We start from the raw sequence: 25,689 nt of genomic DNA on the forward strand, positions 1-25,689 counted from the left end.
AGGCCGTTCTGACTGATTGAACGAACAAGGAAACCCGGCGGGGGGATGACGGCATGTCATCCCCCCGTTGTCGCTTAACGGAACCAGCTTACCCGGACAAAACTCTCCCCGTGGCTCCACCGGTAGTGGAGCTCTCCCCGGTGGGCCTTGAAGATCTCGCGGCCCAGCTTTTGGGCCAGTTTGTCCTCGGTGGTGGCGATTGTGAGGACGTTTTTGTCCTGGCTGATCTCCATGATGCGGCCCAGGGGGTTCTTTGCCCGGGACTTGGCCTCGATGTTTTTGATGGAATTCAGGATGGCGTCCTCGTGCGCCAAGAGGTAGTCGCCGGCAAAGGTGACGATGCCGCCGGGGTTGTTATCGGCCATCCGCTGACAGGCGGGGCAGACCACCTTGGCAAGGTTGCCGGCTCCCGCCTCCTCCCCTGCAACGGTCCAGCGCTTGTTGCGGTAGAGCGCGCCGCATTTCTTGCACAGGGCAGCTTCATGTCCCACCTTCGGCAGGTAGGCGTCGGTGCTGCGCGCGGTCCGCTGTCCCTGCTCCTCGACCACTGATTTGTGAGTAACCCGTGACATGTGCTCCATCTCCTTTCCCTGAGAGGATGCGGGAGTCCGGTAGTTCCTCGTTCTCCTTGACGTTCAGTATATCACCCGGTCCCCCGGTCTCAATCGGCTCCGTCCGCAACTGCGGCAACCACCCGGTTTCGGCCCCCTTCCTTGGCCCGGTAGAGGGCCCGGTCGGCGGCCTCGACCAGTTCCCGCCCCTCCTCGGCGTCGTCGGGGAAGGTGGCGATGCCGATACTGATTGTGAGAGCGCCGCCGGGCTGGGTCTCCCGGAGCGGGAAGGGGTGCTCTTCCACGGCCCGGCGCAGCTTCTCGCCGGCCAGCAGGGCCAGTTCCCTGGTGGTTTCGGGCATGATGACGACGAACTCTTCCCCCCCGTAGCGGGCCGCGATGTCCGAGGTCCGGATGCAGCCGCGGAACACGGCGGCAGCCTCCCTGAGGACCTCGTCGCCCCGGAGGTGGCCATGGCAGTCGTTGTAGTGCTTGAACCAGTCGATGTCGATCATGGCCAGCGAGCAGTTGCGGCGGTAGCGGCGGGCGCGCTTCAGCTCGTGGTCGAGGCTGAGCCAGAACTGCCGGAGGTTGAAGAGCCCCGTGAGAGGGTCGGTGAAGGCCTCGCTGGCGGCAATTTCATAGTTGCGCTTCAGGAAATCGTAGCTGAGTTTCCGGGCAATGAGCCCCCGTGCCGCCATCAGAAGGTCGCCCACTTCGGCGGGAAGGGCGAAGAATCCGTCGGCCCCGGCCTGGGCGCACCGGGCCCGCACCGATGCATCCCGGTGGGGCGCGGTGATGATCACCGGAATCTGGGAGCTCTGTTCATGGGCCTTGAGGCGGGAGCAGACGTCGATCCCGTCGATTCCCGGCAGGTCGAGGGCGAGGATGCAGAGTGCAGGTGACTGGGCCATCCCCTTGTCGAGGGCGTCCCGCCCGTCCACGGCGGTGATGATGTCGCACCGCTCCTGCCGCAGTGCATCGGCCAGCTCCCGGAGCCGTTCAGGGTCCTGGTCGGCCAGGATCACCCGGGGCGGTGGGCCGACCCGCTCAGCGGGGCCTTGCCGGGGGAGCACGACCGTGAAGGTGCTCCCGATGCCGGGACTGCTCTCCACGGTTATGGTGCCGCCATGCAGCTCTACGAACCGTTTGACCAGGGTGAGCCCGATGCCGAGGCTGCCCGGTTCCGCCCGGCCCCGTTTTCCCATCTCGAAGCTCCGGAAGATCTGCTCCAGCTCTTTGCTGCCGATACCCCTTCCCTGGTCCGAAACCCTGATCCGCAGCTCTTCGCCCCTCCCGCGCCGTTTTACGGCGTCGATGGCAACGTCCACCCGTCCCCCCTGGTCCGAGAACTTGAGGGCGTTGGTTGCCAGCTCTTCGATGATGAAGGTGAATTTCCCCTTGTCGGCGGTGATGGTGCATCCGTCATCGCCGCAGCCGGCATGGAGCTCCACCCCCCGCTTCCCGGCCGCAGCCCCCAGGCTGTCCATGACGTGGTCCAGCACTTCGCGCACCGGGAACTTCCGGGGCAGGAACAGGGCCATCCCCAGCTCGTCGTTGCAGAGGGAGAGGACCCTTTCCAGCAGGCGCTGAAGCCTCTTGCCCCGGGCGATGATCGTGTCGAGGCAGATGCGCTGCTCGCGGGTGACCGGCCCCATGGCCTCTTCCCGCAGGCACTGGGCGAAATCCACGATATGGTTGAGGGGCCGCTGGAATTCCCGCGACATGTGGGACAGAAAGTCGGTCTTTACCTGGTCGGCGAGGAAGAGGCGCTCGTTGACGCGCTCCAGCTCCTCGGTCCGCTCCATGAGCAGGCGGCGCAGGAGGTCGAGCTCCCGCGAACTGACAATCGTGCGCCGGCGCGTCACAGTCAATGCCTCAGGAAAGGGGCCAGCGGGTGGTGTGGGGGTCGAAGGAGGATTCCCCGGCCGGTACCCGCGCGACGGAACGAAGGAGTGCGCGGGCCGGTGCGCCGTCTCCGCCGGCTATCTTGAGGGGAAGGCAGAGGAGTTCGTAGTGCCCCGGCTCGACGCCGGCGAGATTCAGCCCCTCCAGGATGAGGATGCCGGCGTCCAGAAGGATCCGGTGGACCTCGGCCTCGCTGCCGAAGGGGCCGATGGAGAGGTAATCGATCCCCACCAGGCGCGTGCCCGCCTCGGCCAGATAGCGGGCACCGTCGGGAGTAAGCGAGGCGTAGCTGTCGCGGAAGCCGGCGTGGCCCCAGAGGAGGGAGTTGGCGGTCTTGAGGATGATCCGCTCTTCTCCCTTTACCGGCAGATGGGCCAGTTCCCGGCGCCCGATGGCGGTCACGTCGCGCAGTTCGAGCACCCGGGCCTTGCCCGTCAGCAGGTCAAGGGGCACCTGGTCCACGGAGGCGCCGTCATCGCGCAGATGCCGGGGAACGTCGATGTGGGTGCCGGCGTGGGTCCCAAGGGTGATGCGCGAGACGTTGGCGCCGTCGCCCCGGGCCACGCGGGCCACCGGTTCGAGCGAGAAGGGCGGGTCTCCCGGGTAGACGGGGAGATCCGGGGAGAGAGGGACGGTGATGTCGATGATCTTCATGGGGACCTCCGCTGCGGTGGGGGGTGATGAGTCCGCGAGGCCGGCCTGCGCCGCGCGGACCCACGATACAGAGTATACCGCCGGCGGAGGAATTTTCGAGAGGGTCAGGCGGCGGTGAGGGAGTCCCTGAGCCGTTCCAGCTCTTCCCGTGTGAAATTATAGTGCTCGCCGCAGAATTCGCACCCGACAGAGGCCTTGCCCTGGTCGTGGATCAGGGAGGAGAGTTCGTCGCTCCCAAGGGAAAGGAGCACCCGTTCGATCCGTTCGCGGCTGCATGAGCAGACGAGTGCTGCGGTCCGTTTTTCCAGAATGTCGAAGGGGATGTCCTCGAAGAGGTACTCCAGAAGTCCTTCGGGGGTTGCCCCGGTCCGGAGCATTTCCGTTACCGGCGGCATGGAACCGATACGCTCCATGAGCCGGTCGATGAGCTGGTCATCGCCGGGGGGGAGCGCCTGGATCAGAAAGCCGCCGGCAGCGGCAACCGATCCGTCCTGCTCCACGTACACGCCGAGCCCTACGGCCGAGGGAATCTGCTCCGACTCAGCCAGGTACCAGGCCAGGTCCTCGGCGATCTCGCTGGTATGGAGCATGACCGTGCCGGTGTAGGGCTCCTTGAGGCCAAGATCCCGGCTGACGGTCAGAAATCCGGCCTTCCCCAGGGCTCCGGCCACGTCGAGTTTGCCGTCGTCCCGCAAAAGGTTCACTGCCGGATTCCTGACAAGCCCGCGCACGGCGCCGTTGGCGTCCGCCTCGACAATGATCTTGTGCAGGGGGCCGTTCCCCTCGAAGGTGAGGGCGATCCGTTGACCGGTCTTGAGGAGGGCTCCCATGAGCACGCCGCCGGTCAGGGCCCGCCCCAGGGCGGCCGAGGCCGTGGGCAGGGTGCCGTGGCGGCGGCATGCGTCGCCCACCAGGTGGGTGGTGACGCAGGCCAGGGCCCGGATGTTGCCTTCCCGGGTGACGATGCGGATGAGATAGTCGGTGATGGCCGAGTCAGTGCTGGTTCCCATTGTTCTATCCTTGCAGCCCCGTTTTCCAAAAAATGGTTAGTTAACCACAGGGGACCCGGAGGAAAATCTCTTTGGTTCCCCCTGTGATTTTCTCCGTGTCCTTGTGGTGAATGTGTTTGTGCCTGGCCTCACACGAGGCCCATCACGAAGTTGAAGGGGCTGGTCCCCGGCAGCTCGCCGCCCCGGGCAAAGGTGTCGAGGATTGGCCGCCACCGCTCCCGGGGCGCCTGGGACAGGTCCACGATGAAGGTGCCGCAGCCCGCCTCCTGGAGCTGCCCCCGGAAGTGGGTGATGGAGAAGCGGGTGGCTGGGGTAATCGTGGTGAGGTCTCCCCGGATCGTCACGTCGTACTCGTCGCCCCGGTCCGAGACGAGGGGGGCATCGTTCTTCACCCCGCGGATGGCGACGCGGGTGGTCATGGCCGGCACGCCGGCGTAGACCAGCACCCGCCGCTTTACCGGCACGGCGGCCCCCAGGAGCCGCGCCATGTTCTCGGCGTCGTCCTCGATGTAGAGCGTGGCGGTTGTGACCCCCAGTTCGTGCCAGGCAAGGATAGCCTGAGTGTTCAGCGAGAACAGGCGATAGTCGGTGGCACGCTCGGCGTCGCGCCCTTTAAGCAGGGCCGCGTGGGAGAGGTTGGACAGTTCGAAGCGCCGGAATCCGTGGGCCAGGATGACGTCCACCGCCTCCCGGTAGAAGGGGAGGTCGTCGTCGAACATGATGAACGGCAGGTGCCAGGTGATCCGCTCAGCGTCCCCCCGCAGCTTGCGGGCCGCGAGGGGCAGTTGGTGGATGTTGGCCCGGGAGACCGGAAGGATGATGCCGTCGACCCCCGGCTGCCGCAGGAGAGAGGCATCCCGCAGGTGCTCGATCCGCACGATGACCTCCGTCCTCGACTCCCGCCGCGGCTGTGCCGCCGGAACCAGGGCCGCCAGAGCCCGGCGCCGGGCCTCCGTCTGGCGGGTCCGGGCACCGGCCACGGCCTCCTCGGCCAGGAGCCGGTAGAATTCCCGGCGGATATCCTTGAGCCGGGCCGGCGGGATGAGGACGCGGGGGAAGCCGGGCGCGTCGAGGTTCCTCAGCTCGAAGGGGGTGTCGCCGGTGCGGGAGAACTGGGCCCGGAGCACGCCGGTCATGTCTTCGGTTCGGGCAGGTTCCAGGGCGCCCACGGGGAAGGCGGCCTCAATCCGACCCCCGGCGGCCTGGCCGGTCACCCGCAGGGTCTCCCCGTCCAGGGTGAGGGCCACATCGCAGGGAATAGCGCAGGGCTTCACCGAGGCCAGGCGCTTGAGGCAGGCATTTTCGCTCATGGTGAACGCGGTTTCGGACGAGACCTTGAAGACCGCATCCCCCACCTTGAACGGGAAGGGCGAGATCACGGAAACAATGCTTTTTCCCCGGACCGATTTCACTTTGCCCTGGCCGGCAAAAAGTTCTTTCACCGTGAAGGCGCGGCCGGCCATGTCGCTTTTCGGCTGCACCCTGATTCGATCCCCCACGAAGAGGGGATCCTTGGTCTCAAAGGTGATTCTGTTGCCCTTTACCCCGGTGATCTCTCCCAGGAACCGGCCCGTGGCCCCGCGCAGGGTGGGGATGGCGATGTCGGAGGGGGAGCGGGAGCCCATGAAGCCCTTGGTCGGCACCCGGCCGAAGGAGAGCTTCAGAAGCTCCTTGGCGCGGCCGGTCACCTCGGCCCGTTTCCGCTCCGGCGCGTCCAGCACCATTCGGTAGGCCTCCACCACGCTCGCCACGTACTCGGCCGACTTCATCCGTCCCTCGATCTTGAGCGACGCCACGCCGGCGGCGGCCAGGTCCGGGATCAGATCCACCGTGGAGAGGTCATTGGTGGAGAAGTAGTACCCATCCTTGGCCCGATAGCGATAGTGGCGGCGGCAGGGCTGGGCGCAGCGCCCCCGGTTGCCGCTGTGCCCTCCGAGGAAGGACGAGAAGTAGCACTGCCCCGAGATGGCGAAGCAGAGCGCCCCATGGATGAAGCATTCGATTTCCACCGGCGTCGACCCGCAGATGCGGCGGATATCGTCCAGGTGGAGCTCACGGGCGAGCACGACCCGCTCGAAGCCCATCTCGCCCAGCACCTGGACCCCGGCCAGGTTGTGGATCGTCATCTGGGTGGAGGCGTGGCGGGGAATGCCGGGAAAGTGGTCGCGGATCAGCCGCGCCACCCCCAGGTCCTGGAGGATGACCCCGTCGGTGCCCATGGCCTCCAGGGCGGCGAGGGTCTCCACGAGTTGCGGCAACTCCGCCTCTTTCACAAGGGTGTTGAGGGTGACGTAGACCTTGCGGCCCAGGCTGTGGGCATAGGTGGTCATCCGCTCCATCTGGGAGATGCTGAAGTTCTTGGCCTTGGCCCGGGCGGAGAAATCGCGCAGGCCGCCATAGACTGCGTCGGCCCCCTTTTCCATGGCGGCGAAGAATGCCTCAAGGGAGCCGGCAGGGGCGAGAAGTTCGGGTTTTTTCATCGATTCGCGGGAGTTGAGCATTGGTTCAGACTACCCGATGGAAGGTTGCCGGGTCAAGGGCGAAGCTCCCCTCACCGGGCCTGGAATTATGTTGAGTTGGCCGGAGCGAAGTGATATAAGGTGCCGGTTGTGGCGCGCAGTCTCCGCCGCGGGCCACAAGGGATATGCGATCAGTTTGTTTTCTCGGCAGTTCTTGCCGCGGGATGATATGGAACATCACAAGCACGATACATCCTTGGGGGGCATCGTCAAGGCCCTGGGGCTCGTCTTCGGCGACATCGGCACGAGCCCCATCTACACCCTGACCGTCATCTTCACCCTCACCCAGCCTACGGTCGGAAACGTCTACGGCATCCTCTCCCTGGTCTTCTGGACCATGACGATCCTGGTCACCGCCGAGTACGCCTGGCTCGCCATGAGCCTGGGGCGCAAGGGGCAGGGGGGGGAAATCGTCCTGCGGGAGATCATCATGAAGCTGGTCAAGGCCGGCCGACTGGTGGCCTTTGCCGGCTTTCTCTCCTTTGTGGGGGTGTCGCTGCTGCTGGGTGACGCGGTCATCACTCCGGCCATCAGTATTCTCTCCGCCGTGGAGGGTTTGCTCCTCATCCCCGGTCTGGAAGGGCTTTCCACGGGTGTCCTGGTTGCCATTGCCGCGGCCATCGCCATCGGCCTCTTCTCGGTCCAGCACAAGGGGACCGACCGGGTGGCCAGCGCGTTCGGGCCGATCATGGCCCTCTGGTTCGGAACCCTCGCCGTCACCGGCGCGGTCTCCGCCCTTTCCATGCCGCAGATCGTGGAGGCGATCAACCCCTGGCACGCCTTCTCCTTCTTCCGGGAGAACGGCCTGGCCGGCTACTTTGTCCTCTCCGAGGTGATACTCTGCTCCACCGGCGGCGAGGCCCTCTACGCAGACATGGGGCACTTGGGAAAGAAGCCGATCGTCCGGGCGTGGCATTTCGTGTTCGTGGCCCTCTACCTCAACTACCTGGGCCAGGGGGTGTTCGCCATTGCCAATCCGGAGGCGAAAAACCTCCTCTTCGGCATGGTGCGGAGCCAGGCGCCAGCCCTCTACATCCCCTTCCTCATCCTTGCCATCATGGCCACCATCATCGCGTCCCAGGCCATCATCAGCGGGGTCTTCTCCATCGTCTACCAGGGGATCACCACGCGGCTCCTCCCCCTGATGCGGGTCGACTACACCTCACGGCAGATCAAGTCCCAGATCTATCTGGGCGCGGTCAACTGGTCGCTCATGGTGGCGGTCATCTTCATCATGCTGGTCTTCCGCAAGTCCGAGAACCTGGCCGCAGCCTACGGCATGGCGGTGACGGGCTCCATGACCATCACCGGCATCATGATGATCATCGTTTTCTCCCACACCACAAAAAAGTGGCGGGCCCTGGTGGCCCTGGCGGTGACTCTCATCGCCGCCGCCTACCACGTGTCCACCTTCTCCAAGCTGCCCCACGGCGCCTACTGGTCCATCATTCTGGCGTCGATCCCCTTTGTGACCATCATCATCTGGACCCGGGGCCAGCGCTCTCTCTACCACGCCCTGAAGCCCCTTGACCTGGAAACCTTCCTCCTCTCCTACGAGCAGATCTACGCCAAGGGGCCCATCCGCGGGACCGGGCTCTTCTTCACCCGGGAGACCGACGTGGTCCCCCCCTATGTGGTCCACTGCATCATCCGGAGCAACATCATCTATGAGCGCAACGTGTTCATTTCCCTGATGATCAGCGACGAGCCCCTGGGCGTGGACACGGAACTGATCAGGGGGATCGGGCCGGGGCTCGACGCCTTCCGGATCCAGGCGGGATACATGGAAGTGGTGGATATCGAAGGGCTGCTCAAGGCCAACGGCATCCAGGAGAAGGTCATCTTCTATGGGGTCGAGGACATCAGCACCCGCAATCCGGCCTGGCGGGTCTTCTCGGTCTTCAAGAAGCTCACCCCCAACTTCGTCCAGTTCCACAAGCTGCCGGCCAGCCGGCTCCAGGGGGTGGTGACGCGGGTGGAGATGTAGCCCCCCTATCTCACGCACCGCTCCCGCGCCGCCTTCACCATCTCCAGCACCTGCTCGTCAGCTCCTTCTTTCGGTGCTGACACCATGCGGACATAGGCCATGAAGTCGACCCCCATCGGTAGGTTTTCAGCCAGGCAGGAGCAGACCTCCCGCGCGCCCACGGCGGCAATGCAGGGTTCCTGGATTTCGCGGACCCGCGCGTCCTTCTGCTGTTGCTTCTCGCGCAATTCCTTCAGGTCGCGAATCTGCTTTTCAAGCTGCTCGATGCGGTTCTGGAGTTCCCCCCGGTTGTCGGCGGCAGGCTCGGCCGCGAGTACGCCGGGGGCTGCCAGGCAGGCGAGGATCAGAGCGAGGGGCAGGATACGCAGGGTCATTGGGGATGTTCCTCCTGAGGGTGCGGGTTGGGTCAGGCGCGGCCGTAGGTCTTGGCCAGATCGTTGTCGATGACGTAGATGCAGACTTCCTTGGCGCCGTTCCGGGTGTAGCGGTACTTGGTACCCAGGTTGCCGATGAGGAAGGTGACGTCGTCCCGGATCCGCTTGTCATAGGTCTTGAACTCCTCCCGGCCGAAGTCCTTGATGGCACGGCGGAAGTTCTCGTTCTTCAGGAACGGATCCAGGGCTTTTTCCTTGAGGTTGAAGACGTAGCGCTCGAAAAGGTCATGGTAGAGGGCGGTCTCTGAGATCGCTTTTCCTTCGAACAGGATTTCCTGGGCCAGGGTGCGGGAGGCGTATTCCTTCTGGGCTCCCGCCCGGAAGGCGAGCCGTTTTTCCTCCTCGACGCCTGCTCCCAGAAGCCGGTTTTCGATGGCTTCCAGATAGGTTTCGGTGATGTGGAGCTTGTCTCCGGTCCAGGTGCAGGTCTCGTCCACCACCGGCTCGAAGTTGATGGCGAAGAGGTAGTTCTGCACGTCCCGTGAAATCTGTTCTTCGTTGAAGTAGTAGAGCGATTCCTTCACCTCCTGCAGGATGGTGAAGTTGTAGAGGCGCATGAGAGATTCCGGGAAGCCGGAGGGAAGCTGCTTCCCCAGTTCCGGCCGCACCTTGGTGAAGTAGGAGGTGAGGGTGGTCATGGTGATGAGCTTGTCCTTGCGGGCATAGGTGGAGTAGAAGTCGCCGAAGATCTTGATGGCGTCCCGGCCGGACAGGCCCCGGTCGCCCTCCTGCTCGCTTTCGGCGATGATCATGCGCCGGCGCTTGGCCGTGAGCTTCTTGCGGTCTTCCTCCGTGAGCCACGCGGGGATGTGCCCCGTGTAGATCTCCATCCTGAGGAGCTGGAGGTTGAAGTCGCAGTACATGCCGTAGCGGTGGGGCTCCGGGATCCAGTCGTTCATGGCGTAGGAGCGCTCGTTCATGCGCGACGAGATGATGATCCGGGCGAAGTTGTGGAGCACCCGCGGCAGGAAGCTGTGGTCGATCTGCTTGCCGAAGATGTTGCGGTAGATCTCCACCTCGGTGTTCAGGTCGAGCACGTAGGGTATCTTGATGTACTGGATCCGGTCGAGGAACGACTGGTAGCTCTCGATGTTGCTTTTGTCCTCCGGGTTCATGAGGGCCAGGAAGAGGGAGTCGACGTTCTCCTCCAGGTCGTCCACCTTGTGGACCCCCTCGCTCACGATGTTGTGGAGCTCGATGAGCCGGTCGGTATTGTGCCCCTTGATGTCCATGAGGGCATAGATGCCGTTGTTGGTCTTGGCGTACTGGGAGAAGAGATACTTCACCTGGTTGCTGTCCCGCAGCACGGCGTTGATGCGGCTCTGGAGCATCTCGTTGGTGAAGACGTTCTGGCGCACCGGCTTGTCGCCGGGGTTGAAGACGCTGATCCCCTCACCCATGCGGCGGTTGACGTGATAGGGGCGGGCGTGGAGCATCCGGAGCACTGCCGCCGGACTCTTGAGCCGGGCCAGCAGCGCCTGGTAGATGGAGCTGCAGATGGTGCAGCAGGTGCCGCGGAAGACCCAGTCGAACTCCTTTTCGGTGAAGAGGCGCCACTTCATCTCGTCGTTTTTGAACAGGTCGTCGAAGAACTGGCGCCGCAGTTGCTTGGGAATGACGAGGACCGGGTTGTCGTGGGAGGGACAGGGGATCTCCACGAAGTCGTCCCCGGCGGGCATGGCCCCTTCGGCCTCGAAGAGCTCTTCCTGGTTGAACTCGTACTCCTCCAGGAGTTTTGAAAGCTTGTCCAGAAAGACCGCGGTCTCGTGGTGCGTGAATCCGCCCAGGGCCTGCCGGTCCAGGCGCCAGACCGCCTCGTGGCGGGCACCCTCCGCCGTGTTGGCGTAGGTTTCGAATTTCATGAGCAGGTTGTTGAGGAAGGTGCTCTTGCCGCTGCCGGGCGGCCCCTCGAAGACATAGATCTTGTTCTGCTGGGCCCCCCGCTTCCAGGTCTCCACCAGGGTCACGAGGCGGTTGGCGAAGAGCCGGTCGGCGAAGAACGGGGTGTCGGATCCCTCCACGAAGAGCTTGCGGCAGTCGTAGGAGACGTAGTGGATCGATTCGGGGTCGTCCGGGGTTTCGTCGATGCCGATGCCGATGTGGCTCGTGACCATGTCGTGAAAGACCTGGAAGACGTTGCGGAGCACCAGTGCCGGGTTGGCCACGAGAATCCGCAGGAATTCCTCGAAGGGGACGGAACCCCGGTGGTCCCAGGCGTTGACGCTCCGGTCCATGTGCTGGAGTGCGCGGGATATGGTGTCCATGGATTTCGTCATGGGGGCTGGTCCTTACAGGAGCGTCCGCGAGAGCTTCCGGTCCTCCATGGTGTAGACGTAGCGTCGCCAGTGGATCTTTTGCTGCCGCTCAGGGGGCTTCACGGCTTCGTCGGGCGGCGGCAGCCCCACTTCGCTCGTTTCGAGCTTTACCGGACCGCCCCAGAGGTACTCGATTCCCATCAGGGTGTTCCCGATGAAGTCCTTGACCAGCGGCTTCCCCTCGAACCGGTGGTCAAGGTAGAGATACTTCCCCTCTCCCTTTGCCTCGTCCACCACTATGACGGGGGGGTGATAAAGGGAATCCGTGAGCATGGCCCGGTAGGCCTCGGCCGTGCGGCTCTTCACGTAATACTGCCAGGTCATCCGTTCCCTATTGAGCCGCCTCCCCACTACGAAGAGCTTGTGCCGGTTCACGAAATCCTGGTCCACGAAGGTGTTGATGAACGAGAAGTCGCACAGGTTTTCGCGGATGGCGAAGATGAAGGCCGTTCCGCCCCTGGTGCCGCGGTCGAACTCCTGCCGGGCATGGCTGTCGGCCAGTTGCTGGAACTCCAGGGAGATGCGCCCCTTGTCGGCCTGCTCCTCGATGTGCTGGAAGAGCCGCATGCCGATGGCGTAGGGGTTGAGTCCCACCCGGTGCAGGCAGGTGACCCCCGAGTGAACCCGGGCAAAGTCCACCTCGCGCCCCCTGATCCGGTCATCGGTGAGAAAGAGCTTCTCATGCCAGTAGCTGGCCCACCCCTCGTTCATGATCTTCGTCCGCATCTGGGGCTGGAAGTAGACCGATGTGGAGCGGATCACCTCAAGGACGCTCTTCATCCAGCGGTTTTCCTCCCGGTTGAGGAAGGGGGAGTGCTCCATGATGAACTGCATCAGGTCGGGCCGCCCGCGTCTTTCCTCCGACCGGCTCTTCAGGTAGAGAGCCTCGAACTCGGGGTGCCTGGCCATGACCTCGGCGAAGAAGGTTTCCTCGCCCAGATCGCCGAAGTCGCGCATGCAGCGGTTGTACCGTTCGATTTCCTGCACGTACCCGGCGGTTTTGACCTTTTTCACCCTCTGGAGGAACACGTCGAAGTAGTAGTCGAGCCGGAGCGGCAGCGGCGGGGTTTCTTCCCGGAACAGGGTGGAAAGTTCGCCGTAGTAGCCCACCAGATTGTCGATGGAGCGGGCGAACTCGATCACATAGTCGAGCCGGCGGCCGTGCTCGGACCGTAGCCGGGCGATGAGCCTCTTGTCGGCCAGGGCCTTGCCGGTCAGGTCATAGTCCCAGGTGTGGCGGTAGTAGAGGTTGTTCTGGAAGAAATCGATATGGGCAAGCACGTGGTAGAAGATCATCACGTTGAGCCAGTCCGGGTTGTTGTCGTTGTAGAACGAGATGGGCGGCCGGGTGTTGATGACCGTCTCGTAGGGGTTGTGGGGATAGAGCTCGTACTTCCCCTTCTCCTTCAGCACCTCCACGTCATGGACCCAGTAATCGTACAGGGTGGGGATCATCACCTTGGGGTGGAGTTCCAGCATGTCCCGGTTGGTGACGATGTATTCGAGGGTTTCGTCGGAAAAGCGCAGCCCCGCCTCGCGCGCCCGCTCCTTGCACCCCTCCATGATCTTTTTCGTGTGCTGGTCGATGAGTTGCATAACCCTGCCCGAAACGCGCCTTGTCGGTTATCCCCGGACGCCTTGACCGTGCCCGGGCATCACGCTTCCTGAAAAGTCCCTTCTGTCACGAAATCAGTCTTCTGATCCCCTCGATGACCCTGGTCTCTTCGGCGTCTTCGCCCATGACGTCCATGCGGAGGAGTTCCGGCTTTTCCTCCAGCAGGCCCGAGCGCTTCAGGTACCGCTCCACCTCGGTGTTGCCGCTCGAGCCGTAGGTGTGCTCGGCAATGGTGACGCCGACCCGGTTGGCGTAGGCGAGCATTCGCCGGAGCTCCGGGATGGTCTCCTCGCCGTTGGTGTCCCAGTCGTCGCCGTCGGTGCCGTGGAACACGTAGATGTTGTAGTCCCGGGCCAGGCTTTCCTTTTCCACGATCTCGCTCACCATCCGGTACGCCGCGGCCACCCGCGTTCCTCCCGCCACCCGCAGGTTGTAGTAGGTGTAGAAGTCCGGCACCTCCCGGGCGTCGTTGTCGTGGAGGATGAACCGGGTCTCCACCTGCCGGGCGAACTGGTAGAGGAGCCAGCTATAGATGAGCACGTGCTGGGAGCAGATCACCTCGGTGGCCTTTCCCTCCATGGAGCCCGAGTAATCGCGGATGAAAAAGACCAGGGCCTGGGATTCGTACTCCAGCTCACGGGAGAGGATGCGGTAGACGCGGTCCCGGGGGGAGATGACGAGCCGGGTGGGATCGATTTCGGCCATATCGGTCACGGTGCCCAGGGCGATGTTCGTTTCGAGAATCCGCCGCAGGGTCTGTTTTTTCTCCAGGATCTGGCCGAAGCCCCGGTTCCGGTCGGTCAGGTCGTAGCTGTAGTGGGAGAGCGAGCTTTTCTTGCCCTTCTCCTTCAGGTTGGGCAGGTCGAACCGCTCGGTCAGGATTCTCCCCAGATCGTAGGCCGTGGACTCCAGTTCATGTCCCTCGCCCTCCCCGTGGCCGGCGGTGCCGCTTTCTCCTCCCTGCTGGGGCCGGACCGGCTGCTCGCCGATGATTTCCCCCTCGTCACCGTCGCCGGTGCCCCCCATGGATTCGTCTTCCTCGGTCTCTTCGGGCGCCCGGTCGTGGATCAGCTTCTCCTCCACCGTGGTGGGCACCACCACGATCTTTTCCTTGCCCCCCGCACCCGGCTTGATGAGTTTGCCGATCCGGATCTTGCGCGGGAAACCGTCCTCCTCACGCAGCCGGTCCCGCTCCAGGAGTTCGTCCAGGGAGCGGATGCGTGTCGTGTGGCTCGCCTGGGGTTGGGCCATGGCCTGGAGCTCCATCAGGTCGTGGGCATCGTAGATGCCCGGCACGGGCGGGCCGGACGGGGTCGGCTCCGGGAGTTCGTGCGTACGGGCATCGTTCAGTTCCCGCAGGAGCAGTTTCTCACGCTCGGGGGGAAAGCCGGCAGCCCTGAGTTTCTCCATGTGTCTTTGCAGGTCGGGTTTCATGGTGTCCTGCCGGAAGGCTAGATCTCGTCTTCCTGGGTGCAGAAGTACTCGATGGTTTTCTGGGCGCAGGTCCGGCAGTAGCCCAGCTTCTTGAGCATGGTGTCCACCATCCGGTCGTAGAGCTTCTGGTTTTCCTCGTTGGTCCGGTTTGCCAGGGCCCCGATCAGGCTGCCGGCTCCGGCGATGTCGCTCTTGAGCCGCACGTCAGTCACCGCCTTGACCAACTCCAGGTTGTCCATGAAGTCGTAGGACGGCTCCACCGAGATCTTCTGGCCGTAGATCTTGCGGATCGAGGTGCGGAAGCTCTCGCGCTGCTCACCGGTTCGCAGCCCCAGCCGATCTTCCACGTTGCGGATATAGCGCTCGTCGATCTTCAGGGCCTTCAGCCCTCCGGTCTGGGGATCCTTGTATTTCCACATCCGATCGGGCCCCAGGTTCTCGGCGTCGATGCCGATGATCATGTTCACGTAGTTCATGACATCCTTTTTGATGGCGTAGGGCTCATCCATGTAGGCGTTGAACATCTCGGTCATGATCCGTTCCCGGTAGAGCCCCTTGGCGATCTTCAGGTCATCCAGGTATTTGCCCCGGTCGTTCTGGTCCGGGACATAGTCGAGGACTACCCGCTCCAGGGCCTTGAACACGTCGTGGGCCACCATGCAGCGCCCTTCGTTGGTTTCGGAACTTTCCACCAGGAGTTGGATCGCCCGCCCCAGGTTTCGCTGGCCGAGCCCCTTCTGGCCGAATCTCTTGGTGATGTCCGCCTCCTGGTTGAGGGTGTCGACCACCTCGGCAAGGGTTTTGAGGCTCTTTTCGCCGGCCACCTCGCCGGCGGCCAGTTTCATGGTTTCGATGGGGGTGAGCTTTTCGGACCGGGGGAGCCGCGACAGGGTCACTGCCACGCTTGCGGCGTAGTTCAGATTCGGGTCCTGGTGGAGCTCCTCCTTGGTGAGGGTCGTCTTGGTTTCCCCGCCGATGGCGTAATCGGTCAGTTGCTCCTGCATCCGGTAGTGGGTGTTGTGGGAGACGTAGCAGATGCGGCACCGGTCGATGATGGGGGCCTCTTCCTTCTCGGCCAGGAAGCGGTTGAACTCGGCGTTGTTGCTGGTGGCGACGATCAGGGTGTCGATGGGCCAGCGGTAGCCGTCGATCTCGATGACCCGGTTCTGGATGACCCCCAGGTAGACCTGGACCAGGTCCTTCTTGTTCTTGTAGATTTCATCGGAGAAATGGATGCCGCCCCCCGCCACCCGGGCCAGGGCGCCGCGCCGCAGGTCAAAGCGGTAGGGGTTGGTCACGTCGGTGATGTGGAGCAGCCGCTGGATCGATTCCTCTCCCAGCAGGTCCACCGCGCTGGAGGTGATCTTGTCCTTGGCCGCGTACTTGCCGGTGATGGTCCCCAGGGTCTCGGTGAGCGGTACCGGCACCACCTGCACGAAATCGAGCATGGCCGCGGCATCGCCGCCGGTGAAGCTCCTGATGTCGTTCCACATGTATCCCGTGCAGGCCCCGAGCGGACGGTAGTTGTCGAAGAGGTCCTCCAGCTCCTGGTCTGAGAAGCCGAATTCCCGGGCCAGCCACTCGCGGTTCTCGTCCCGGCTTTCGAAGAGGTTCATGGCCAGCACCACGGGGTCCTCGTAGGTCTGGGACTCGATCACGTCGATCTTGCCGTAGCTCCCCAGTTTCTCCATGCCGGAGAAGCGGAAGGTGTATTTGCGGTTCTCGTCCCGCGCCAGGTAATCGCGATAGCGCGCGCAGACGAACTCCACGAAAAAAGTCTTGCCGTTGCCCGGCTCGCCCACCAGCACAAAGGCCATCTCCTTGGACGATCCCCCCTCGGCCGCATCCTTCACAAAGGAGACGAAACTGTTTATTTCGTCATACATGCCGATGGGGTGCTTGCGGCCGGTGCGGAAGATGCGGAAATCATAGGTCATCCGGCCGTTGACGGTGACCTTGTCGATCCCCTGTTCCAGGATCATCCGGGCCACGCCCTGGAAGGCGTTCTCGAAGCGCCGTTTCCCTTCCCTTATGGCGGTCATGTGCTCTGTAAGGGTGCTCATGGCAGTGGTCCTCATCCTTATCCCCCTGTCGTGGAGTGCATGGAACGCGAATGTGGGCGTTTGACCCTTTCAGTATACACGGTTTTTTTGTTTGCACCATCTGGACAAAAACAGTCCTGTTTGGTAACTGGCCTGAATATATTTGGTTTTTTAATGGATTGGCTGCTGGTGGAGAACCGCGAGGCTGGGGTGTTCGATGGTTCGGAGACGCCGGGCATGAAAAAGGGGAAGGACCGAAGCCCTTCCCCTTGTGTTGCGATACCGACCTGGACGGCGGGCTGATTACATCATGCCGCCCATGCCGCCCATGCCGCCGGGCATGGCGGGCATGGGAGCTTCTTCTCTCGGCTTGTCGGCGATCATGGCCTCGGTGGTGAGCATGAGTCCGGCGACGGACGCCGCGTTCTGCAGGGCGGAACGGGACACCTTGGTCGGGTCGATGATGCCGGCGGCGAGCATGTCAACGTACTCGTCTTCGGCGGCATTGTAGCCGAAAGCATCCTTGCCGTTCTTCACCTTGTCGACCACGATGGAGCCGTCGACGCCCGCGTTCTGGGCGATCTGGCGGATGGGCTCCTCGATGGAGCGCTTGATGACGTTGACGCCGAACTGCTGCTCGGTGGGAAGGTTGAGGGCTTCCAGCGAAGCAAGGGCGCGCAGGTAGGCAACGCCGCCTCCGGGGACGATCCCTTCGTCCACGGCGGCGCGGGTGGCGTGGAGGGCGTCCTCGACGCGGGCCTTCTTCTCTTTCATCTCGGTCTCGGTGGCGGCACCGACCTTGATCACGGCAACGCCGCCCACGAGCTTGGCCAGGCGCTCCTGGAGCTTCTCGCGGTCGTAGTCGCTGGTGGTCTCCTCGATCTGGGCGCGGATCTGCTTGACGCGGCCCTGGATGTCGGCTTCCTTGCCGTCGCCGTCGATGATGGTGGTGTTGTCCTTGTCCACGGTGATCCGCTTGGCGCGGCCGAGCATGTCCATGGTGGTGTTTTCGAGCTTGTTACCGATCTCCTCGGAGATGACCTGGCCGCCGGTGAGGATGGCGATGTCTTCCAGCATGGCCTTGCGGCGGTCACCGAAGCCCGGGGCCTTGACGGCGCAGATGTTGAGCACGCCGCGCAGCTTGTTCACGACCAGGGTGGCAAGGGCCTCGCCCTCGATGTCCTCGGCGATGATCAGCAGCGGACGGCCGCTCTTGGCGGTCTGCTCCAGGACCGGGAGGAGGTCCTTCATGTTGGAGATCTTCTTGTCGTGGATCAGGATCATGGCGTTCTCGAGCGACGCCTCCATCCGCTCCGGATCGGTCACGAAGTAGGGGGAGAGGTAGCCGCGGTCGAACTGCATCCCCTCGACGGTCTCCAGGCTGGTTTCCATGGCCTTGGCTTCCTCGACGGTGATGACCCCTTCCTTGCCGACCTTTTCCATGGCCTGGGCGATGATGTCGCCGATGGTCTTGTCGTTGTTGGCGGAGATGGTGCCCACCTGGGCGATTTCCTTGTGATCCTTGATCGGCTTGGAGATGCTCTTGAGCTCGGCCACGATGGTCTCGACGGCCTTGTCGATGCCGCGCTTGATCTCCATGGGGTTGTGGCCGGCGGCCACCAGCTTGGAGCCCTGGCGATAGATGGCCTGGGCGAGGACCGTGGCGGTGGTGGTGCCGTCACCGGCAACGTCGGAGGTCTTGGAGGCGACTTCCTTCACGAGCTGGGCGCCCATGTTCTCGAACTTGTCCTCGAGCTCGATCTCCTTGGCCACGGTGACGCCGTCCTTGGTGATCAGGGGGGAGCCGAAGGACTTCTCGATGACCACGTTGCGGCCTTTGGGACCGAGGGTGACCTTCACCGCGTCGGCGAGGGTATTGACACCTTTCAGGATGGCGTTGCGCCCTTCCTGGTCGAATTTGATGATTCTGGCTGCCATATCTGTCTATCCTCCTTGGATTGGTTCACTCGGGTATGCTGTGCTGTCCGGCGTGGTGCCGGTTACTCGATCACGCCCAGGATGTCGTCCTCGCGCATGATGAGGAACTCCTGCCCCTCGATCTTGATGTCGGTGCCGGCATACTTGCCGAACAGAACCTTGTCGCCCACCTTGAGATCAACGGGGATCACCTTGCCGTCCTCGGTCTTCTTGCCGTTACCGACGGCCACGATCTCGCCGCGCTGGGGCTTCTCCTTGGCTGTGTCGGGGATGAAGATGCCGCCGGCGGTCTTGGTCTCCTCCTCGATTCTTTTCACGAGGATACGGTCTTGCAACGGTCTGAGGTTCATCTGCTCCTTCTCCTTTCTTCCATGATATGCTCGGGTGTTTTCATCGAAAAAAATTAGCACTCGATACGACTGAGTGCTAACACGTGGTAACTATAGTCACCCCTTTGCCAAAAATCAAGACCCCGGGGCAAAATTTTTTGCGGAGCGGCTTCTCCGGGAAAGCCCCTGCTGGGCTCCTGATGCCGTCATGGGCGCGAAGGCGACACGAAAAGGCGTAGCCGGGGAAGGGGTGCGCCGGTTCAGCGGCGCGGGGCAAGAATGACGGCGAAGCGGTCGGCGAATTCGCGGGCAAGGGTGCGGGCCAGCCGGTCGCGCTCCCGCTCGACCGTTGACCGGTCGTGATCGAAGAAGGCTTCAAGGGGGACGAAGATTTCGGCCACCGGCTCTTTTCTGCCCGGCTCGTGGAGGTAGGCTCGCGCCTTCACCCTGATGTTGGTGGTGCAGCACCCGGAATCCTCCACATAACTCCAGATGTCGCCGGAGATGTAGAGTTGGCGGGCGAGCCATGCCGGGTCCACCTCCTTGACCTCCTCCTTGAGGATGACGAAGGAGGTAATACCGGTCTCCCGTCGCCGGCCGCTCAGGAGGTCAACGAAGTCGTTGAACGCGGTTTCTGAGAACAACTCGGGGACCAGGGCCGAGGCAAAGGGGACAACGTAGACGGTCTCAACCCCGCCGGTGGGACGGAAGTCCGGGGAAACGGACATGGTAGGCCGGGGCGCGCAGCCGGAGAGCAGCCAGGAACAGGCGACGGCGAGCAGCAGGACGGCGCGGGTGCGGAGCGGACCGCTGAACGTCACCATTTCCGCTTCGCCATCTCTTCCTGGTAGAATTTCTGGTACAGGATTTCATAGTCCCGGCTGCCGGGCACCTTTGCCTGTGAGTAGGAGGCCAGCTTCCTGCGCACCGCGGCATCCACCTCGCCGGCAACGGCGAAGAAGGAGGTGATGCCCTCCTTGAGGCAGTGCAGTGCCCGACGCTCATCGGCGAAGTCGGCCAGGTCGTCCTTCCAGAGCCGATCATAGATGCAGTGGGCCAGGTGCGAGATGCGGTCTTCGGATATGCTCATGGTGTACGCTCCGAACGGCAGGGATCAGAGAACCATGCCGCGGTCTTTCGCCAGCTTGTCCTTGATCATCCTGAGCATCCGGTGGCGGTCGATGCCAGCCCCGCCACCCATGGAACGGAGGGTCTGCTCCAGAAGCCGTTCAGCCTCTTTATCCAGATCCTCCTCTCCCTTGATGTCGGCGGCAACGGCGCGCCTGATGCCGTCGAGGACCTTGCTCCGCTCGGCCTTGAGGGTGATGAGGCCGGCGGCCGTGAGCCCCTCCAGGAGGCGTTCGGCCAGCCGGGCTATCTGTTCGTCCTTCAGTCGCATGGGACTCTACCTCAGGCCTTTCAGGTAGTTGACCAGCGCGTCCTGCTCCTGCTTGGGCAGGCCCTTGAAGGACGGCATGGTGGTGGCGGGATTCATTTTTTTGGGGTTCACCAGTTGTTCACGCAGAAACGATTCGTCCCGCATTGTCCCCACCGTTGTCAGGTCGGGTCCGAGCACCCCGCCTGCACCCTTCACTTTGTGACACATGGCGCACTTTCCCGCAAAGAGCTTCTCTCCCGATGCGGCGGCGAGAGCTGGGACAGCGGAGGCGCAGAGCGCGCCGGCGGCGAGGATAGCGGCAACGGCCTTGGTCACGGGCATTCTCCTTGGTCTGGAATCGAGTCAGCCCATTGTACCGGAACGCGTCGAAAAAGCAACCGGCCACCACGTGCCATTCACCGGCACGGCCGCTGGGGTGGGCAGCGGTAGCGCGGCTCTTAGCCGTTGACCCCTGCGGGGGCGGTCTGGTATCGTAGAATGATGCGTAAATGCTGTTTCATTCGGGAACCGGGGGGGGATTCGTGCTGATTGTCATGAACCACAAGGCTGGACCGAAGCAGATCGAGGCGGTAGTGAAAGCGGTGGAACAAATGGGGCTTACGGCGGCGCCCATTCCCGGCAGCGAGCGGACAGCCATCGGCGTCCTCGGCAATCGCGGATATGTGGATGATACCACCATCCGGGATCTGCCCGGGGTTCAGGAGGTCATTCATGTCTCCAAGCCCTACAAGCTCGTGTCCCGCGACTTCCACCCGCGCCACACGGTGGTAAGGGTGGGTGACGTGGTCATCGGCGAAGGGAAACGCCCCGTGGTGGTGGCCGGCCCCTGCGCCGTGGAAGGGGAGGAGCAGATCGTCCGCACCGCGCGGGCGGTGAAAAAATACGGCGCTGATCTTCTGCGGGGGGGGGCCTTCAAGCCCCGGACCGGTCCCCATGCCTTCCAGGGGTTGCGGGAGGAGGGGCTGAAGCTCCTGGCCATTGCCCGCCGGGAAACGGGGCTGCCCATCGTGACCGAGGTCATGAGCCCCGATACGGTGGGACTTGTGGCGGAATATGCCGACCTGCTCCAGGTCGGCGCGCGGAACATGCAGAACTTCGAACTGCTCAAGGAGCTGGGCCGCATCCGCAAGCCGGTGCTCCTCAAACGGGGGATGAGCGCCACTCTGGAGGAATTTCTGGCCGCGGCCGAATACATCCTGGCAGAGGGCAATGGCCAGGTGATCCTCTGCGAGCGGGGGATCCGGACCTTCGAGACCGCCACCCGCAATACCCTCGACCTGGCGGTGGTGCCCCTCATCCGGGAGATGACCCATCTGCCGGTCATGGTGGACCCCTCCCACGCCACCGGCAAGCGGAGCCTCGTTGCACCCATGGCCAAGGCGGCGCTGGTGGCCGGAGCCCACGGCGTCCTCGTGGAGGTCCACCCGGAGCCGGACAAGGCCCTCTCGGACGGCCCCCAGTCCCTCACCTTCCATGGCTTCGAGACGCTCATGGGTGAGATCCGGCGGCTCAACGAGTTCCTCGGCTTCTGATCCAAGGCGGCGCCGGCGGACATCTGCCGGCCCCCTGCTTTTCATGGGTGTTACACCGCCCACCGGGTTTGTTTTGCCTTCCTCTTGTGCTATGCTTTTCCATGCCGTAAACGACCGCCCTTCAAGGAGTGCCCCATGCTCACCCGAGTTTTCGCGTTTTTGGCTTCCGTGGCCATGCTGTCGCTGGCCGGCGGCTGTGCCATGCTGATGTCCTGGAAGGCTATTCCTCCGCCGGGAGGCTGCGACCAGTGCCATACCGTCCCCATCAGCACCAACTGGCAGGTGTCCTACCGCACCGTTGCCCTGACCGATGAGCGTGGCAGCGACCGCCCCTACTTCCAGACCGAGAAGTACAACGTTCCCCCCTCAGACCGTCCGCGATCGAGCCTCGATATCCGCAAGGTGGATGAGCTCCCCTGCTTCGAGTGCCACAAGTCCCCGAGTCCGGCCCACAAGGGACGGGTCGGCAGATTCCACCACTGATGCCTATGCCGAAGCCCATGGATACATTGTCACGCAAGACCAAGATCATCGCCACCCTGGGACCCGTCAGCTCCTCGCCCGGCATGATCCGGCAGTTGATGGAGGCCGGAGTCGATGTCTTCCGGCTCAACTTTTCCCACGGCTCCAACGACCAGCGGCGGGAGGCAATCGCCCTCATCCGGCATCTCTCCGCAGAGCGGGGCAAGGAGATCGGCATTCTGGCCGACCTCCAGGGGCCCAAGATCAGGACCGGCAGGATGGAGAACGGCGCCATTCCGCTGGTGCGGGGCGAGTCGCTCGACATCACCACCGATGAGGTCCTGGGGCGTCCCGGACTCATTTCCACCATCTACCGGGCCCTCCCCCGGGACGTGAAGCCCGGCTCGCGTATCCTGCTGGACGACGGCCTCATCGAGCTGCGGGTCCAGTCGGTGTCCGGCACCACGGTCCGCTGTACCGTGGTCCAGGGAGGGATGCTCAAGGACCTGAAAGGGATCAACCTTCCCGGCGTCAAGGTCTCTGCGCCGTCGCTCTCGGAGAAGGACCTTCGCGACCTGGATTTCTGCCTGGAGACGGGGGTGGACTACATCGCCCTGTCCTTTGTCCGCACTGCCGCCGACGTGGAAGGACTGAAGCGGATCCTCTTCGAGCGGAACGTCCAGGTGCCGGTGGTGGCCAAGATCGAGAAGCCCGAGGCTCTGCGCAACTTCAAGAGCATTCTCAAGGCTGCCGATGCGGTCATGGTGGCCCGGGGCGATCTGGGGGTGGAAATCAGCCCGGAAAAGGTCCCCCTGTTCCAGAAGAAGATCATCCGGGCCTGCAATGAGGCCGGCAAACCGGTCATCACCGCCACCCAGATGCTGGAGTCCATGATCAGCCACCCGCGCCCCACCCGGGCCGAGACCTCGGACGTGGCCAACGCCATCCTCGACGGTACCGATGCGGTCATGCTCTCGGGAGAGACCGCGTCGGGGCTGTTCCCCCTGGAGGCGGTGCGGACCATGGACAAGGTGGCCCTCGACGTTGAGCGCTTCGCCCAGGTGGAGGACGGCTCGGGGTCGCGCCGGCACAGCGTCAGCATCGCCGAGGCGGTGGCCGAGGCCGCCTGTCACGCCGCAGTGATTTTGAAGGCAAAGGCCGTGGCCTGCATGACCCAGTCGGGGAGCACGGCGGCCCGCATCTCCCGCTACCGACCTCCCCTGCCGATCCTCGCCTTCACCGGTTCGGTGGACACCATGCGGCGGCTGTCTCTCTACTGGGGCGTCAAGGCATACCCCATCGGCACCATGGCCGGTACTGACGAGCAGATCATGGCCGTGGAGTCGACGCTCCTGTCCGGCGGCTATCGCAAGGGCGACGTGGTGGTCATCACCATGGGGGTGCCGGTGGAGGCCCGGGGGTCCACCAATCTCATGAAGGTCCACAAGCTGGGAACCGGCCAATTCTTCGAGATATTCTGATGCCGCCCCTGCCGACCTGCTGCCGGTTGAAGGAGGAACGCTGATGCGCAAGGTGTTCGACGAGACCAAGATCAACCATATGGTGCTTGCCAACCGTTTGGTCCGCTCCGCCACCTGGGAGGGGATGTGTGGGGAGGACGGCCGTCCCACGGAGAAGTTGGCGGGTTACTATGCCTCCCTCGCCCGGGGTGGGGTGGGGCTCCTCATCACCGGCTACGCGTTCGTTCGTCCTGACGGAAAACAACTGCCCGGGCAGATGGGTGCCCATGAGGATTCCTTCGCCGCCGCCGCGCGGCAGGTAACCGGCGCCGTCCACCGGGAGGGGGGAAAAATCTGCCTCCAACTGGTTCACTGCGGGGGGCAGACGTCGTCCCGGGCCGCCGGCTGCCAGCCGGTGGCTCCCTCGGCGATCAAGGCGGAGCAGTACCCGGAACTGCCGCGGGAACTACCCACAGCCGAAGTGGCCGAGGTGGCGGGCCTGTTCGCCGCCGGCGCCCGCCGCGCTCGCGAGTGGGGCTTTGACGCGGTCCAGCTCCACGCCGCCCACGGCTACCTGATCAACCAGTTCCTCTCTCCCCTCACCAACCATCGGACCGACCACTACGGCGGCAACCTGGAAAGTCGCGCCCTGTTTCTCCTGGAGACCTGCCGCGCCGTTCGCAGGGCGGTGGGAAAAGAGTTTCCCGTCATGGTCAAGCTTAACGGTTCCGACAACCTGGCCGGCGGGTTCGACTTGGACGAGGCGGTTCAGGTTGCCCGGATGCTCGATGAAGAAGGCATCGACGCCATCGAGGCCTCGGGCGGCACCCCCGCCTCGGGGAACCGGACCGCAGTGCGCCAGGGGATCGAGACCCGGGAGCAGGAGGCGTACAATCTTCCCGCCGCGTATCGGATCAAGAGCGCCGTCTCCTGCCCGGTTATGGCGGTGGGTGGCTTCCGATCCTTTGAGCTGGTGGAAGGAGTCATCCGGCGAGAGGAAGCGGATTATGTGGCCCTTTCCCGCCCCCTCATCCGTGAGTCCAGTCTTCCCCTCCGCTGGCAGCAGGGCGACGAGAGCCGGGCCCGCTGCATCTCCTGCAATGGCTGCTTTAAACCGGGAATGAAGGAAGGGGGCATCTACTGCGTGGTGGACAGGGTGGAACGGGAAAGCCGGGAGTTTTCCCTCTGACCCATGACCAATATCGTCCTGCTCGTGGTCTGCTTCCTGGCGGGGATGATCCTCCGCCGCACCGGCCGCTTCCCCGACAGCACCCCCGCGGCCCTCAACGGCTTCATCATCCACGTGTCGCTGCCTGCGGTGGCGCTCCTGCACATCCATGACCTCCGTCTCGACCTCTCGCTCCTCTACTCGGCCGCCATGGCCTGGTTCCTCTTTGGCGCGGGTGCTCTCATCTTCCGTGTCGCAGGCCGCCTGGCCGCTCTCCCCCGGGAAACGACCGGTGCCCTGATGCTCGTGGGGGGGCTCGGCAACACCTCCTTCGTGGGGCTTCCCATGATCGAGGCCTACTATGGCAAGGAGTTCCTCGGCATCGGTCTCATTGCCGACCAACTGGGCTCCTTTCTGGTCCTCTCAACCCTCGGCATCCTGACCGCCACGCTCTATTCCTCGGGAGATGTCTCTGTCCGCCAGATCGCCCGTAAGATCATCTACTTCCCGCCGTTCCAGGCTCTTATCCTGGCATTCCTCCTGAAGCCGGTCCCGTTCCATCCTGTTGCCGTTGCCGTGCTTCAGAAAGTGGGCGACACCCTGACGCCGTTGGCTCTGGCCTCCGTGGGGTTCCAGCTGCAGCTCTCCCATATGCGGGGAGAGTTGAAACCCCTCTCTCTGGGGCTCCTCTACAAACTGGCCCTGGGGCCGGCCCTGATCACTCTCCTCTTTGTGGGAATTCTGGGGGGAAGCGGCCCGGTCATGCAGGTGACGCTCTTCGAGGCGGCCATGGCCCCCATGATCTCCGCCGGGATCATCGCCGTGGACCACCGGTTGAACCCGCCCCTGGTGGCCCTCATGGTGGGGATCGGCATTCCCCTTTCCTTCGTCACGCTCCCGGTCTGGTGGTGGCTGCTGCGCGGCGTGTAGTG

General features: G+C 63.6%; 21 protein-coding genes and 1 pseudogene. 7 read left to right on the forward strand and 15 right to left on the reverse strand.

Translation table 11 applies throughout. The features are described from left to right. Window positions 1-74 precede the first annotated feature (74 nt). The 5 genes from AC6CDK_RS09335 to AC6CDK_RS09355 all read right to left on the reverse strand — a co-directional run bounded on the left by AC6CDK_RS09335 (window position 75) and on the right by AC6CDK_RS09355 (window position 6,624). Window positions 75-572, reverse strand: a complete 498-nt coding sequence (locus AC6CDK_RS09335; RefSeq protein WP_039647673.1) for a BCAM0308 family protein — start codon at window positions 570-572, stop codon at window positions 75-77. A gap of 89 nt (window positions 573-661) precedes the next feature. Further along, a complete protein-coding gene (locus AC6CDK_RS09340) occupies window positions 662-2,419 on the reverse strand; it encodes a sensor domain-containing diguanylate cyclase (RefSeq protein ID WP_039647675.1) in 1,758 nt (585 codons plus the stop codon). Between the two features lie 10 nt (window positions 2,420-2,429). Further along, the gene (locus tag AC6CDK_RS09345; RefSeq protein WP_039647677.1) at window positions 2,430-3,113 is read right to left on the reverse strand and encodes a cyclase family protein; all 684 of its coding nucleotides are present in this window, start codon (window positions 3,111-3,113) and stop codon (window positions 2,430-2,432) included. Window positions 3,114-3,217: 104 nt separating this feature from the next. Then, complete coding sequence (hslO, locus tag AC6CDK_RS09350; RefSeq protein ID WP_039647679.1) at window positions 3,218-4,123, reverse strand: Hsp33 family molecular chaperone HslO; 906 nt, start codon at window positions 4,121-4,123, stop codon at window positions 3,218-3,220. Between the two features lie 128 nt (window positions 4,124-4,251). Next, window positions 4,252-6,624: a U32 family peptidase gene (locus tag AC6CDK_RS09355; RefSeq protein ID WP_192905864.1), complete on the reverse strand. Its 2,373-nt coding sequence runs from the start codon at window positions 6,622-6,624 to the stop codon at window positions 4,252-4,254. 187 nt (window positions 6,625-6,811) lie between these two features. On the opposite strand from AC6CDK_RS09355, the gene AC6CDK_RS09360 reads away from it, so the two are divergent. Further along, window positions 6,812-8,629 carry a KUP/HAK/KT family potassium transporter gene (locus tag AC6CDK_RS09360; RefSeq protein WP_039647682.1) on the forward strand — a complete coding sequence of 606 codons (1,818 nt, stop codon included), beginning with the start codon at window positions 6,812-6,814 and terminating at the stop codon, window positions 8,627-8,629. 5 nt (window positions 8,630-8,634) lie between these two features. Here AC6CDK_RS09360 and AC6CDK_RS09365 read toward each other — a convergent pair whose 3' ends face one another. The 5 genes from AC6CDK_RS09365 to AC6CDK_RS09385 all read right to left on the reverse strand — a co-directional run bounded on the left by AC6CDK_RS09365 (window position 8,635) and on the right by AC6CDK_RS09385 (window position 16,505). Beyond that, a complete protein-coding gene (locus tag AC6CDK_RS09365; RefSeq protein WP_192905863.1) occupies window positions 8,635-9,003 on the reverse strand; it encodes a hypothetical protein in 369 nt (122 codons plus the stop codon). 32 nt (window positions 9,004-9,035) lie between these two features. Beyond that, window positions 9,036-11,327 (reverse strand): serine protein kinase PrkA, encoded by a 2,292-nt coding sequence (locus AC6CDK_RS09370; protein WP_039648455.1) that lies wholly within the window; start codon window positions 11,325-11,327, stop codon window positions 9,036-9,038. 24 nt (window positions 11,328-11,351) lie between these two features. Beyond that, a complete protein-coding gene (locus AC6CDK_RS09375) occupies window positions 11,352-12,974 on the reverse strand; it encodes a SpoVR family protein (protein ID WP_039647686.1) in 1,623 nt (540 codons plus the stop codon). A gap of 85 nt (window positions 12,975-13,059) precedes the next feature. Beyond that, entirely contained in the window at window positions 13,060-14,427 is a 1,368-nt protein-coding gene (locus AC6CDK_RS09380; protein WP_039647689.1) for a DUF444 family protein, read from the reverse strand. A gap of 17 nt (window positions 14,428-14,444) precedes the next feature. After that, window positions 14,445-16,505, reverse strand: a complete 2,061-nt coding sequence (locus tag AC6CDK_RS09385; RefSeq protein WP_192905862.1) for a serine protein kinase PrkA — start codon at window positions 16,503-16,505, stop codon at window positions 14,445-14,447. Between the two features lie 24 nt (window positions 16,506-16,529). On the opposite strand from AC6CDK_RS09385, the gene AC6CDK_RS09390 reads away from it, so the two are divergent. Continuing rightward, a complete protein-coding gene (locus tag AC6CDK_RS09390) occupies window positions 16,530-16,772 on the forward strand; it encodes a hypothetical protein (RefSeq protein WP_152609753.1) in 243 nt (80 codons plus the stop codon). On the opposite strand, the gene groL is transcribed toward AC6CDK_RS09390, so the two are convergent. From groL to AC6CDK_RS09415, 5 genes and pseudogenes are all read right to left on the reverse strand, one after another. After that, complete coding sequence (gene groL / locus AC6CDK_RS09395) at window positions 16,773-18,407, reverse strand: chaperonin GroEL (protein WP_039647693.1); 1,635 nt, start codon at window positions 18,405-18,407, stop codon at window positions 16,773-16,775. Between the two features lie 62 nt (window positions 18,408-18,469). Then, entirely contained in the window at window positions 18,470-18,757 is a 288-nt protein-coding gene (gene groES / locus AC6CDK_RS09400) for a co-chaperone GroES (protein ID WP_010943951.1), read from the reverse strand. A gap of 239 nt (window positions 18,758-18,996) precedes the next feature. Next, window positions 18,997-19,560 (reverse strand): hypothetical protein, encoded by a 564-nt coding sequence (locus AC6CDK_RS09405; protein WP_039647694.1) that lies wholly within the window; start codon window positions 19,558-19,560, stop codon window positions 18,997-18,999. Continuing rightward, window positions 19,554-20,135 (reverse strand): annotated as a pseudogene (locus AC6CDK_RS09410) (DUF507 family protein). Before AC6CDK_RS09410 ends, AC6CDK_RS09405 begins: the two are co-directional and overlap by 7 nt. A 6-nt stretch (window positions 20,136-20,141) precedes the next feature. Then, complete coding sequence (locus tag AC6CDK_RS09415) at window positions 20,142-20,450, reverse strand: c-type cytochrome (protein WP_039647702.1); 309 nt, start codon at window positions 20,448-20,450, stop codon at window positions 20,142-20,144. Window positions 20,451-20,656: 206 nt separating this feature from the next. Here AC6CDK_RS09415 and aroF point away from each other — a divergent pair, with 206 nt between their 5' ends. The 5 genes from aroF to AC6CDK_RS09440 all read left to right on the forward strand — a co-directional run bounded on the left by aroF (window position 20,657) and on the right by AC6CDK_RS09440 (window position 25,687). Continuing rightward, the gene (gene aroF, locus AC6CDK_RS09420) at window positions 20,657-21,667 is read left to right on the forward strand and encodes a 3-deoxy-7-phosphoheptulonate synthase (RefSeq protein ID WP_039648456.1); all 1,011 of its coding nucleotides are present in this window, start codon (window positions 20,657-20,659) and stop codon (window positions 21,665-21,667) included. 135 nt (window positions 21,668-21,802) lie between these two features. After that, window positions 21,803-22,150 carry a hypothetical protein gene (locus tag AC6CDK_RS09425; protein ID WP_039647704.1) on the forward strand — a complete coding sequence of 116 codons (348 nt, stop codon included), beginning with the start codon at window positions 21,803-21,805 and terminating at the stop codon, window positions 22,148-22,150. Window positions 22,151-22,167: 17 nt separating this feature from the next. After that, the gene (gene pyk / locus AC6CDK_RS09430) at window positions 22,168-23,610 is read left to right on the forward strand and encodes a pyruvate kinase (RefSeq protein WP_039648458.1); all 1,443 of its coding nucleotides are present in this window, start codon (window positions 22,168-22,170) and stop codon (window positions 23,608-23,610) included. A 43-nt stretch (window positions 23,611-23,653) separates the two neighbouring features. Further along, window positions 23,654-24,778 (forward strand): NADH:flavin oxidoreductase, encoded by a 1,125-nt coding sequence (locus tag AC6CDK_RS09435; RefSeq protein ID WP_039647706.1) that lies wholly within the window; start codon window positions 23,654-23,656, stop codon window positions 24,776-24,778. Between the two features lie 3 nt (window positions 24,779-24,781). Then, complete coding sequence (locus AC6CDK_RS09440; RefSeq protein ID WP_039647707.1) at window positions 24,782-25,687, forward strand: AEC family transporter; 906 nt, start codon at window positions 24,782-24,784, stop codon at window positions 25,685-25,687. Window positions 25,688-25,689: the final 2 nt, after the last annotated feature.

The sequence above is a fragment of the Geobacter sp. PheSNFMC genome, from assembly GCF_059620965.1.